Origin of the sequence: Phyllobacterium sp. A18/5-2 (assembly GCF_025452215.1) — a bacterium.
Taxonomy (GTDB): Bacteria; Pseudomonadota; Alphaproteobacteria; order Rhizobiales; family Rhizobiaceae; genus Phyllobacterium; species Phyllobacterium sophorae.
In genome coordinates this window covers 491,661-504,266 of record NZ_CP104966.1, presented here as the reverse complement: position 1 = coordinate 504,266, position 12,606 = coordinate 491,661, and the positions used below count along the sequence as shown (strand labels likewise).

The 12,606-nt window shown below is 56.4% G+C and carries 6 protein-coding genes and 2 pseudogenes; 3 read left to right on the top strand and 5 right to left on the bottom strand.

Annotation, left to right across the window (positions count from 1 at the left end; translation table 11 throughout):
- Nucleotides 1-73: 73 nt before the first annotated feature.
- Nucleotides 74-1,276, bottom strand: coding sequence for a pyridoxal phosphate-dependent aminotransferase (locus N8E89_RS02490; protein WP_106663985.1), 1,203 nt, complete (start codon nt 1,274-1,276; stop codon nt 74-76).
- A 243-nt stretch (nt 1,277-1,519) separates the two neighbouring features.
- Between N8E89_RS02490 and N8E89_RS02485 the strand changes: the two are divergent.
- Nucleotides 1,520-2,133 (top strand): annotated as a pseudogene (locus N8E89_RS02485) (glutathione S-transferase family protein).
- On the opposite strand, the gene N8E89_RS02480 reads toward N8E89_RS02485, so the two are convergent.
- Nucleotides 2,134-3,060, bottom strand: coding sequence for a LysR family transcriptional regulator (locus N8E89_RS02480; protein WP_262261057.1), 927 nt, complete (start codon nt 3,058-3,060; stop codon nt 2,134-2,136).
- A gap of 127 nt (nt 3,061-3,187) precedes the next feature.
- On the opposite strand from N8E89_RS02480, the gene N8E89_RS02475 reads away from it, so the two are divergent.
- Entirely contained in the window at nt 3,188-4,219 is a 1,032-nt protein-coding gene (locus N8E89_RS02475; protein WP_262261055.1) for a zinc-dependent alcohol dehydrogenase family protein, read from the top strand.
- 115 nt (nt 4,220-4,334) lie between these two features.
- Here the strand turns inward: N8E89_RS02475 and N8E89_RS02470 are convergent, their stop codons facing one another.
- Together N8E89_RS02470 and N8E89_RS02465 are read right to left on the bottom strand one after the other, a co-directional pair.
- Complete coding sequence (locus N8E89_RS02470) at nt 4,335-4,547, bottom strand: cold-shock protein (protein ID WP_027233379.1); 213 nt, start codon at nt 4,545-4,547, stop codon at nt 4,335-4,337.
- A gap of 263 nt (nt 4,548-4,810) precedes the next feature.
- Nucleotides 4,811-6,655: a M66 family metalloprotease gene (locus N8E89_RS02465; RefSeq protein WP_262261053.1), complete on the bottom strand. Its 1,845-nt coding sequence runs from the start codon at nt 6,653-6,655 to the stop codon at nt 4,811-4,813.
- Nucleotides 6,656-6,895: 240 nt separating this feature from the next.
- Here N8E89_RS02465 and N8E89_RS02460 point away from each other — a divergent pair, with 240 nt between their 5' ends.
- Entirely contained in the window at nt 6,896-8,680 is a 1,785-nt protein-coding gene (locus tag N8E89_RS02460; protein WP_262261052.1) for an ABC transporter ATP-binding protein/permease, read from the top strand.
- Nucleotides 8,681-8,885: 205 nt separating this feature from the next.
- Here N8E89_RS02460 and carB read toward each other — a convergent pair.
- A pseudogene (gene carB, locus N8E89_RS02455) lies at nt 8,886-12,372 on the bottom strand (carbamoyl-phosphate synthase large subunit).
- Between the last annotated feature and the right edge of the window lie 234 nt (nt 12,373-12,606).

The window sequence follows — 12,606 nt, the reverse complement described above, 5'->3', positions numbered from 1 at the left end:
AATGCTGTGAAGTTCTGCCGCAAAGAAAAAAGGGGCTCGCGAAGCCCCTTAATTTGATGCGATGTGCCCGATCTCAGCGAAGGCTGGCGCAGAAGCGCTGGATGCGCTTGCCGGCCTCTTCGAGGTTGGCATCGGAAGTGGCGTAGGAGATGCGGAAGTTCGGTCCAAGGCCGAAAGCCGATCCGTGCACGGCGGCGACAGCCTCGGTCGCCAGCAGTTCGCTGACGAAATCCTCATCCGTTACGATCAGCTTGCCGGATGGAGCTGTCTTGCCGATTGCAGCGGCGCATGACGGATAGACGTAGAAGGCGCCTTCGGGCTTCGGACACTCCAGGAAGTTGGTCTGGTTGAGCATCGAGACAATCAGATCGCGGCGCGCTTCAAATGCCTTCTTGAACACTGGAAGGTGGGCTTGCGTGCCATCGAGTGCCTCAACGGCCGCCCATTGCGAGATCGAGCTGGTACCTGAGGTTTGTTGACCCTGAACCATGTCCATCGCCTTGATGAGTTCAAGCGGACCCGCCGCATAGCCTATGCGCCAGCCGGTCATGGCATAGGCTTTCGACACGCCGTTCATGGTCAGGGTACGGTTGTAGAGGTTCGGCTCGACCTGCGCGGGCGTGACGAACTTGAAGTCGCCATAGGTGAGGTGCTCATACATATCGTCGGTCAGCACCCAGACATGCGGATGGCGCATGAGAACGTCAGTGAGCTTCTTCATCTCATCCCATGTATAGGCGGCGCCCGACGGGTTCGAGGGCGAGTTCATGATGATCCACTTGGTCTTCGGCGTAATGACCCGCTCCAGATCTTCCGGCTGCAGCTTGAAATCGTTCTTCTGCACGGCCGAAACGATGACCGGGGTGCCACCGCACAGCGCGACCATTTCCGGATAGCTGACCCAGTAGGGCGCGACGCAGATGACCTCATCGCCAGGGTTCAGTGTCGAGAGCAGAGCATTGTAGATGACGTGCTTGCCACCAGTGCCGACGATCACCTGGTTCGCCTTGTACTCAAGCTCATTCTCGCGCTTGAACTTGCGAACGATGGCTTCACGTAGCTGCGGGATTCCGGCGACAGGCGTGTACTTGGTCTCGCCGCGCCGAATAGCAGCGATGGCAGCTTCCTTGACATTGTCGGGCGTATCGAAATCCGGCTCGCCGACGGAGAGCGATATGACATCCCGGCCCTCGGCTTTCAGATCGCGCGCTTTCTGGGTGATCGCAATCGTTGCGGAAGTCTTCACACGGGAAAGGGCGTCTGCGAGGAATGCCATGTTATCGTTCTCCAGTAACGAGGGTTTGATGACCAGTAGACGGTTTGCGGGCCTGCTATGTCGCAACAGCGTGCGAATCGCAAGCGAAAGCATGCCCGCACGGGTTCACATCGTTCACTTTCTGTGCAGTGTGTGACATGGAACGCCTCAATCATCAGTGATGTTTGAACAACGCTTCAATCAAAATGATTGGACACGCCGGGAAGTAGCGGGAATATTCGCCCGCCACAGGAGACCAAAGCCATGCCGAAACTCTATTCGCAAATCGATCCTGAAACTGCTATAAGCCGCGGCTTTTGATGGCGAAACTGGCTCTGCCCTTTGAACACATTGCTATTTCATCAACGGATGGTTCAACGCGTAAACCGGAATTTCTGGCGAAGAATCCCAATGGCAAGGTACCGTTGCTTGAGTTTGACGATGGCCGGCTGCTGGCAGAATCAAATGCCATACTTCTGCATCTCGCTGAAGGCAGCCGGTTCATTCCGGAGGACGCCTACGAGCGAGCATTGATGTACCAATGGCTGTTTTTCGAACAGTATACCCATGAGCCAAATATAGCCGTTCGGCGCGCACTCCTGGTCTATCCGGAGAGAGCCAAGGATGCGACGCCGGAACGGCTGGCGGCAACGCTTGAGGGTGGCAACAAGGCCCTGCTCGTCATGGAGAGCCAGCTTCAAAAGACGCCCTATTTTACCGGCGGCACAATCAGCATCGCGGACATCGCGCTCTATGCGTATACGCATGAGGCTAATCGCGGCGGCTATGATCTTTCAGCGTATCCTTCGGTGTCGAAATGGCTGAACCGCGTTGCTGGCGATGAGGGTCATGTTCCCATCAGTTGGCTACCGGACTGATCAACCGCTCGACTTGATCTCCCCGTTGGTCCCGGTCAGGCCGGGCAGGCGAGCAACCAACGCATCGATCAGAATGCGCAACCGCGCCGGCATGAAGGGTGCCTTCGGCCAAATGGCATAGGTGTCGAAAACCAGCGGCTCGATATCAGGCAATACTCCGACGAGGCTGCCGTCCATGACCCGGTCGCGAATAAGCCAGCAAGGGAGCCAGGCTAGCGCCAGCCCGCTGGCGGCGGCATCGGCAGCCGCCTCGAGATCATCGAGAACAATACGGTTTCGTGTCGGAGCAGCGTAGGAGCCACCCTTACTGTCTGGAAACAGCCAGGGTCGTGTGCTGCCTTCGCGGCCATAGACGATCGCGTCGTGGCTGGCGATATCTTCCATGTAGGCTGGCGTTCCATGAGAGGCGAGATAGGACGGCGAAGCGCATATGGCCATGCGTTGCCGCGCAATTCGGCGGGCCGTGAGAACAGCGCTGTCGGGCAATGCGGCATTGCGCACAGCCAGGTCGTAGCCCTCTTCTATCAGATCAACGGGACGGTCTGTGAACGACATATCGAACCGCAGCTTCGGATATTGGCGCGCGAGATCGTACACCACCGGAGCTACGCAACGCCGGCCAAAGAGGACCGGCACGCTGATGCGCATGCGGCCCGCCGGTTCGCCCTTGTCAGGCGTCACCGAGTCTTCCGCAGCATCGACTGCCGCAAGGACGCGAACGCAATGCTCGTAGAAGGCGTGGCCGTCGCTCGTCAGTTTGAAATTGCGGGTCGTTCGGTGGCACAGCCGCACGCCCAGCCGCGCTTCCAGCCGCGCAACTGTCTTCCCGATGGCTGAGCGAGACAGGTGCAGCTTATCGGCGGCAGCAGAAAATCCTCCGGCATCCACCACCGTCACAAATTCCTGGATACCCGCAAGTCGATCCATTGTCCGCCTCCTATTGTAGACATATGAGATACAATAATGCAGCCAACAAGCGCAACTGTATTGCCCGCCGGTCCTATAAGTTGATGCCCTCAGGCCCCGTAGTCGGGCATAAAAAAGGACAGAGAGCATGGCGACGACAATGAAACGCTGGCAATTGACGGCAGCGGGCAGGGCGAATTTGAAACTTGTCGAGACGGCAATCCCGACACCAGGCCCTGGCGAGGTATTGATCAAGGTCGCGGCGGTTTCGCTGAACTATCGTGACAAGTTGCTGGTCGATGCCGGGTTTGGAATGCCGGATCCTCTAACGGAGCCGTTAATACCGCTCTCGGATATCTCAGGGGTTGTCGCCGCATGCGGCGAAGGTGTCACACGTTTTGCCGTTGGCGAGCGCATTGTTTCGACGTTCCTGCCGGACTGGATCGATGGCGACGGTCCAGGGACGGCGCGCCATCCAAACGGCCGCAATCTTGGCGGGCCGCTACAGGGCGTGCTGGCGGAATATATCGTCCTCAATCAGGATTGGGCGGTGTGCGGCCCCCGGAAGCTGAGCCATACCGAGGCGAGCACATTGCCTTGCGCGGGTCTCACCGCTTGGACCGCACTTGTCGAGCGTGGCAGATTGCGGGCAGGGCAGAAGGTGGTGGTACTCGGGACGGGTGGGGTATCGCTTTTCGGCCTGCAGATCGCATTGCTGCATGGGGCGGAAGTGATCGTCGTTTCCGGGGATGACAAGAAGCTGGCGCGGGCAAGGGACTTTGGGGCCCATCATGCTATCAACCGCAAACGAGAGGACTGGGTTGAGGCGGTTTATCGCCTGACCAGCGATCATGGTGCCGATCATATATTGGAGACGGTCGGAGGCGCTCATCTCGGCAAGTCACTCGATGCAGCAGCCGTCGCCGGGCGAATCTCGTTGATAGGCATTCTTGAGGGTCTTGATGTATCAGGCGGTTTTGGCGCCTTCGCTCGCAAACGCGTCGTTGTGGAAGGAATACAGGTGGGACACAGACGTGCGCTAGAGGACCTGGTCAGGGCTTTCGATCTATCAGGGACGAACCCTGTTATCGATGCGATATATGGTATGAATGACTTTGAGGCGGCCCTCGATCATCTCGACCGAGGGCCCTTCGGTAAGATTGTGGTTGAAGTCGGTTAGAATTGAGGGGCCGCAACGGTCTAATTTCATTGATAGAAATAAAAGAGGCGGGATAAATCCCGCCTCTTTTATTTCTATGTGCGTTCAGAAATCCGACGATTCCCGTATTCGGCTATCAGCCGGCAACGCTCAGGTTGTCTGCGGACGACTTGCCCGAACGACGGTCCTGTACGATCTCGTAGTTGACCTTCTGGCCGTCATTGAGACCGCGCAAACCTGCGCGTTCAACAGCGGAGATATGGACAAAAACGTCTGCACCACCAGTATCAGGCTGGATAAAACCGTAGCCCTTAGTGCTGTTGAACCATTTCACTGTTCCCGTAGCCATGGGAAATTCCTTTCAGATATATAAGACAGGCAGCATGCACATATGCGGCCCAGGGAATCGAACCTATGCAATGGAGTTCATCAGGAAGCGCAACGGGTTACGCAGGTCGCAAAGTCACTCGACCGATAAAATCGATGCCGGATACATATGACAGAATTTGCGCCAAAACAAGCCGTATTCAAATGGGTTTCTTGCCGGGGCTAGCTGCTGCGGGTTGCATAGGCAAATTTTGCCCCCACATTCCTTTTCGAATTTCAGTCCGTTCAGTCCTTGAGGATCTGTATTTCGTTTGGTTGCGAGGCTTTAGGAAATGATACGGGTTGGGAAAGTTCTTCCAAATCCGGTTGCTTGATATCAATCGAGTTCGTGACATGGCTGGTCTCCAGAGAGATATCCGGATAGCCGGTATCAGCATGATAGAGTTCAAGGCGAACGGGATTGCTTCTGAAGTCCAGATTGAAGGAGAAATAACGGAGCTGCTTGTCGTTAAGTATGTTGGGCTGGGGAATGAGAATATAACGCGCGCTGTCATCGCTGTTGGTTACTTTCACAAAATAACGAGCGTCATTGTAGAGATGAGGCAATCCCTTCGAAAATGGGTCTGGCAAATCGAACAGATTGCCACTTTTTGCGAATATTGCCGGATAAATTTGCGACGTGCCATTCGTATCGCTGGATGTCAGGGTTCCCATCACAGTCGTTACGGGAAGGTCGATACCGGTTGGTTCCAAGGCACCAGCAGCAGGAGCTGTTTTACTATAGGTTCTGGTGGTATTGTTCCACTTGTAGACCCCTGGAACACCGTTCAAGGAGAGCAGCGTCGGTGTAGTGTTCAGCCAACCCTGCATTTTCATGGCCTGGTAGGCCGTGTATTGAGGAAAGCAGGTTATCTTGTTGGCAGACTCGCCGCCGTTCATCGGGTCGTGCTTTCCTGCCAGCGCACCGGAATGATCATGAACCGGGCCATTTTCGTTCACTTCGTACCAGGTTCTGAACAGATTGCGCGTCGAATCGAATCCCGAGGGATTGGCTGGTCCATTCACCCCATCATGTGGGTATTCACTATCGATTTTCCATGCTTTTGCCGTGCCTTCGACAAAATGGTAGAGCGTAAACGAATGGCCAACTTCATGGATGAAAGCATTGCTGCATTGGTAGGCAAGCGTATTCCACATTTCGGCCCACCCCGTCCAGCCCCCGGACGCACCACCCGTGTTCGTATCATAGAATTTTTTCGTGGAGGGTTGATACCGCCAACCAAGGCCAACGTAAGTACCGAAACTATAAGGCGAGTTATCACCAAGTACATCGAGCAGTCCACGACCTGTATTGGCAAGGCTGACGCGCATGGTTAATTCCCGCGCGGGGCCATAGAGATCTGACATCCCATCTGCCTGCAGGTCTTGGTCCGTGTTGTATTTTTTAACGGGTTTCGCATTCGCATGAGTTATCAGGTAGTCAAATTTCATTGGAGTGTAATCAACGAGTTTGAGTTGTCGAAGCGGAGCAGATGCGAAATAGTCCTGCGCGAGTTTTGCAGCTGGAAGCAGGTTTACCGGGGAGGCCGTATTTGCCGGAGACCACAACACCATAGGGATTCTGGCGATCGTGAAGTCTGCGGGCCGTGACCAGTGGAGCGGGCTCACGTCCAAGGGGTTCAGGTCAATCGGACCGTCATACCGGATACTGAATTTGTACTCAGGACTCATGTAATCGGACGAGATTAGCGCACTCCACGCAGTTGTGCTATATCGCGGCAATTGGACATCGGAAAGTTTGTCTTCGAGATTTCCCGGCAGGCCGTCAGGCTCGGCGAGGGGGATGCTTTGTACCGATTCTCCATTCAAAGTGATATCCAAATAAGCGGTGTAGTCCTCAGGGATAGCGGAGGTTGGTGTAAACAGCAGCAATGTCTGGCGATCAGGAATTTGAACAGGGGCATTGAGGGTCCCGCCGGTGCGTTGAAGTACATGTGTTTGCGCAAATTCCACTTTTCCTGCGGGTTCGGGCGCTGGGGCCGCCGTTTGGGCAAAGGCTGGCGGTCCAAAGCCAAGTAAAACGGGAATACTGAGGATCGCAATGGTGTTGCATTCGATAAAATTTCTCACCGGATATCCTTCCACCTGGAGTGCACGACCAATCCGCGAATCCGCGTATCGGTATGTTATCGTTCCATATTTTCAAGAATTGGAATATTCGACATTAGTGCGATACCTTGCCGGATCCTTCACAGCCACCGGCCCCTCTGTAAGCTCGAATGGAGATTCCATTTGGAAGGGAAGGGCCTAACAGTAGATGGTAGAGTGAACAGGAACAGGCCGAATCGCGGTCGTCCACGGGGGAAACTCATGGCGGAGCAGAAAAAGAACCGATCCACAGCTACCTCGGTTGCAGGCGAAGTGGAAGCAGGGCTCCTCTCCCAACTGCGCGTCATCGGGGATATCTATTGGATATCGCCCGTGCGCAACCGCCTCATTCTGATGGTTCTCGGTGTTTTCAGTATCATCATCGTGACTTCGGCCGGACAGGTATTGCTGAACCGATGGAACGTCCCATTTTATGATTCCTTGTCCAGGCGGGATTTTCCTGCCTTCGTTGACCAGTTGATGGTGTTCTTTGGAATAGCTTCGGTGCTTCTCGTTCTCAACGTGGCCCAAACCTGGCTCAATCAGATGACTCGCCTGAAGTTGCGCGAAGGCCTCACCCGGGATCTGGTGGGGGAATGGCTGCAGCCACGCCGGGCATTCAAGCTGTCCAATTCCGGGCCGATCGGTGTCAACCCCGATCAGCGGCTGCATGAAGATGCCCGGCACCTCTCGGAAATGTCGACCGATCTCGGATTCGGGCTGTTGCAGGCTTCGATATTGCTGATCAGCTTTGTTGGTGTGTTGTGGGCGTTGTCCAGCGGCTTCGTTTTTAATATCTATGGCTACAGTTTTTCCATACCGGGATATATGGTTTGGGCAGCCTTTCTTTACGCCGCTTCCGCTTCCTGGCTCAGCTGGCTCGTTGGTCGCAAACTTATCAAATACAATGCTGACCGCTATCAAAAAGAGTCCGAGCTGCGCTTCTCGCTCATGCGGGTCAATGAGCACATCGATGCGATCTCGCTCTATCGTGGAGAAGCCGACGAGAATCGCAGAATTGGCTTTGATATCGACAGTCTTCTCGCTGCAATCCGTCTTTTGGTGACAGCGCTTACACAGCTGACATGGGTGACTTCGGGTTATGGGTGGATCACCATCGTTGCGCCGATTCTCGTGGCGGCGCCGGTTTACTTTGCCGGTAATCTGACCTTTGGCGGCTTAATGATGGCGATCGGGGCGTTCAATCAGGTCCACGACGCCCTGAAATGGTTCGTCAACAATTTCGGCGCCATCGCCGACTGGCGCGCGACACTTTTGCGCGTGACTTCTTTTCGACAGGCTGTCCAGGCGACTGATATCAAGAACGGGGTCCAGCAGCGCATCAAATTCGCGGAATCGGACTCAAATCAAATTGTCCTCGATTCTCTAAAGATCACGGCTCCCCGGGCCACAGTCCGCCTTAAGGAGAAGAAAGCCATCGTCAAGGAAGGCGAGCGCGTGCTGATCACCAGCGAGCCGGGGATCGACAGAACCCTGCTTTTCCGCGCAATCGCGGGCCTTTGGCCGTGGGGCGCCGGCACGGTGAGCTTGCCTCCAAATGCCACCGTTCTCTACATGCCGCGCCTGCCTTATTTTCCGCCAGGGAGCTTACGCGAAGCAATGTCCTATCCGCTTGGAAAGGAGGGATTTTCCGACGAAGAGCTAATTTCGGCACTGCATGAGCTTGGCTTGACCAGGCTTGAGACCTTGCTTGATTTCCGGGCTAGATGGGACAGGGAGCTAAGCGACGACGAACAGCAATCACTGGCTTTCGCGCGGCTCAAGCTGCACAAGCCCGATTGGGTTGTGATCGACGAAGCGTTAGATGCCATGGAACCAGCCGCGCATGACCGTGTTATGGCTGTCCTCCGCAATCATCTCGGCACGTCCACAGTGGTGCATATCGGCCGCGAAGACAAGGGCGACCATGTCTTCGCCAAGGTTCTGCATTTTGTCAGCGATCCCTCTGGACATGGTATGGAAGACGAAGGGCTCGAAGGCGTCTGACGTCGTTCCACCAGATCGTTCTGGAGTGATACTGGGTGCGCAAATTTCTCGTCTGCCTAGATCAGCGCGCCAGCGACTGTGGCCTCGTTCATGCGATCCGCTGGCTCCCTGTAGAACGCGCCGTGACCGCGATCCACAATTCCGGCCTTCGATAGGGACATACGGGGTGGCTCCATGGGGCATTCTGATTCCAACCAATTCAGACTCAGACGAAATAGTCCTGCAGTGGCCTGACCTCCAGCGACCCAGCCTTCAGCGCGGCAATTGCTTCCGCCACTGCGTCGGCACCGGAGAGGGTGGTATAGTAGGGCACCTTCTGCATCAGCGTCGCGCGGCGCAGCGATTTCGAGATCGGAGATCGCCTTGGCGCTGTCCGTGGTGTTGAAGACCAGCTGAACTTGCCGGTTACGGATCGCATCCTCGACGTGCGGACGGCCCTCCTGGACCTTGTTGATCTTTTGAGCCTCGACACCATTCTCTTTGAGGAAGCGGGCCGTGCCGCCGGTCGCAAGAATCTTGAAACCCTGTCCTGCAAGCCGCTTTACCGACGGGAGAATTCCCGGCTTGTCTTCATCGCGCACCGAGACGAAGAGCGTGCCGTCGCGCGGCAGATCGACACCGGCACCGAGCTGCGACTTGGCGAACGCCAGCGCGTAATCGTAATCGAGACCCATGACCTCGCCAGTCGAGCGCATTTCCGGTCCAAGCAGGGTGTCAACGCCTGGGAAGCGCGCGAACGGGAAGACTGCCTCTTTCACCGCAATGTGCTTGCGACCGGTCGTCGAGGGCTTGCCGCCATAGTTTGCCAGTGCGTCATCGAGTGTTTCGCCAGCCATGATACGTGCGGCAATCTTGGCAATCGGCTTGCCAATGGTCTTGGCAACGAACGGTACAGTACGTGAGGCGCGGGGATTGACTTCGAGGACGTAGATTGTGTTGTCCTTGATCGCGTACTGCACGTTCATCAGGCCGACCACATTCAGCGATTTGGCTAGAGCCGCAGTTTCCTTTTCCAGTTCTGCAACCGTCTCTGCGGAAAGCGAATGAACCGGCAGCGAGCAGGCGCTGTCACCGGAATGGATACCAGCCTCTTCGATGTGCTCCATGATACCAGAGATCCAGGTATCCTTGCCGTCGCAGAGGCAATCGACATCGACCTCGATCGCTTCGGTCAGATAACGGTCGAACAGCAAGGGATTCTTGCCGAGCAGCGTGTTGATCTGGCCGGTTTTGTCGTTCGGATATTTCTGCTTGATGTCTTCCGGTACGAGTTCCGGTACGGTGTCGAGCAAGTAGCTTTGCAGGCCGCGCTCATCGTGGATGATCTGCATCGCCCGGCCACCGAGAACATAGGATGGGCGAACCACGAGCGGGAAGCCGAGTTCACCGGCGATCGTGCGCGCCTGTTCGACCGAGTAAGCGATGCCGTTCTTCGGCTGCGTCAGGTCGAGCTTGATCAAGAGCTTCTGGAACCTGTCACGGTCTTCGGCAAGGTCGATTGCATCCGGTGATGTGCCGAGGATGGGAATTCCCGCCTTTTCCAGCGCATCGGCGAGCTTCAACGGTGTCTGACCGCCGAACTGAACGATGACACCGTGCAAGGTTCCGGCGGTCTGCTCAATCGCCAGGATTTCCAGCACGTCTTCTGCGGTCAGTGGCTCGAAATAGAGCCGGTCCGACGTGTCGTAATCTGTCGAGACCGTTTCGGGGTTGCAATTGATCATGATGGCTTCATAGCCCGCCTCTCGCAGGGCGAACGCGGCATGGCAGCAGCAATAATCGAATTCGATGCCCTGGCCGATACGGTTGGGGCCGCCGCCGAGAATGACGACCTTCTTGCGGTCGGAAACCTGCGCCTCAGAGGCGAGAGTCCCGGCAAACGGCACTTCATAGGTCGAATACATGTAGGCAGTCGGCGAGGCGAATTCGGCAGCGCAGGTATCAATGCGCTTGAAGACGGGGTGGACGTCGAGCTTGTTGCGCAGCTTTGTCACGTCGCTGGCTTCGACCTTGGCGAGGCTGGCGAGGCGCGCATCGGAAAAGCCCATGCCTTTCAGCACGCGCAGATTTTGCCCATCCTGAGGCAGGCCATGTTCGCGCACACGCTCTTCCGTGGCGATGATCTCGGCCATCTGCTCCAGGAACCACGGATCGATCTTGCAGCCTTCGTGAACTTCCTCGACGGAGAGGCCGATACGCAGCGCCTGGCCTACCATGCGCAGGCGATCCGGGGTCGGCACACCAATGGCGGCGCGGATCGCATTGTTGTCATTGCCTTCACCGAGCCCGGGAATGGCGATTTCATCGAGGCCGGTGAGGCCGGTTTCGAGGCCGCGCAGGGCTTTCTGCAGCGACTCCTTGAATGTGCGCCCGATGGCCATCACTTCGCCGACCGACTTCATGGCGGTGGTCAGGGTAGGCTCGGCGCCTGGGAACTTCTCGAAGGCGAAGCGCGGGATCTTGGTGACGACATAGTCAATCGAGGGTTCGAACGAAGCAGGTGTCGCGCCGCCTGTAATGTCGTTGTCGAGTTCATCCAGCGTGTAACCGACGGCGAGCTTCGCTGCGATCTTGGCGATGGGGAAGCCTGTGGCCTTTGATGCCAGTGCCGAAGAACGCGACACGCGCGGATTCATCTCGATGACGATCAGACGGCCATTGTCCGGATTGACCGCGAACTGCACGTTTGATCCGCCGGTTTCGACGCCGATCTCGCGCAGCACCGCGATCGAGGCGTTGCGCATGATCTGATATTCCTTGTCTGTCAGGGTCAAGGCCGGTGCAACGGTGATCGAGTCGCCCGTGTGGACGCCCATTGGATCAACATTCTCGATGGAACAGATGATGATGCAATTGTCCGCCTTGTCGCGGACGACCTCCATCTCATATTCCTTCCAGCCAAGAACAGATTCCTCGATCAGTACTTCCGTCGTCGGTGATGCGTCGAGACCGCTGCCGATGATGTCGTAGAATTCGTTCCGGTTATAGGCGATGCCGCCGCCGGTTCCGCCCATGGTGAAGGAAGGGCGAATGATAGCAGGGAGGCCGACATGGTCGAGCGCCGCACCTGCCATGCCGAGCGCATGGGAGACATAGCGCTGCTTGCGGTCGCCCTCGCCGAGTTGCCATTCGGTTTCGAGTTTGTCCAAAGCAGCGTCGAGCTCGGCGCCCGAATATTTGGCCTTCACGGCTTCGCGCTGTTCCTGATGCAACCTGCGGTCGAGGTCCTTGACCTCGGTGGCGTTGGCCAACATGGATTTGGGTGTCTCCAGGCCGATTTTGGCCATGGCTTCGCGGAACAATGCGCGGTCCTCAGCCTTGTCGATCGCTTCGGCGTTGGCGCCGATCATCTCGACATTGTAACGGTCGAGCACACCCATACGGCGCAGTGACAATGCGGTGTTGAGCGCGGTCTGCCCGCCCATGGTCGGCAACAACGCGTCGGGCCGTTCTTTGGCAATGATCTTGGCGACCACTTCCGGCGTAATCGGCTCGATGTAGGTTGCGTCGGCCAGTTCCGGATCGGTCATGATCGTTGCCGGATTGGAGTTAACGAGGATGACGCGGTAGCCTTCTTCCTTGAGGGCTTTGCAGGCCTGCGTGCCAGAATAGTCGAACTCGCATGCCTGACCGATGATGATCGGCCCGGCGCCGATGATCAGAATAGATTTGATGTCGGTGCGTTTTGGCATGGGTGCGTTCCTATCAACAGCGTGCTGCACAAAAAACCGCACGGTTTTGACCGTACGGGCAGGCACATAATTCCAAATGCGAGGCTAAGGCTGCCTTATAGGCAATGACTCTCTTCTGCGTAACCCCAAAAACGCGTCTTTTTACGCTTTTTCGCAACAGTTTTTGTCCCGCCGGCAGGTTTGGCACCGCTCTGCATTTATCGGTCACGAAAACCCGCACGTTGAAAAATAGCA

What these genes read in the sequence shown, in the direction of transcription:
- N8E89_RS02470 (WP_027233379.1), bottom strand. Translation starts at nt 4,547, where the DNA reads ATGGCTACGGGAACAGTGAAATGGTTCAACAGCACTAAGGGCTACGGT.
- N8E89_RS02460 (WP_262261052.1), top strand. Translation starts at nt 6,896, where the DNA reads ATGGCGGAGCAGAAAAAGAACCGATCCACAGCTACCTCGGTTGCAGGC.
- N8E89_RS02475 (WP_262261055.1), top strand. Translation starts at nt 3,188, where the DNA reads ATGGCGACGACAATGAAACGCTGGCAATTGACGGCAGCGGGCAGGGCG.
- N8E89_RS02480 (WP_262261057.1), bottom strand. Translation starts at nt 3,060, where the DNA reads ATGGATCGACTTGCGGGTATCCAGGAATTTGTGACGGTGGTGGATGCC.
- N8E89_RS02490 (WP_106663985.1), bottom strand. Translation starts at nt 1,276, where the DNA reads ATGGCATTCCTCGCAGACGCCCTTTCCCGTGTGAAGACTTCCGCAACG.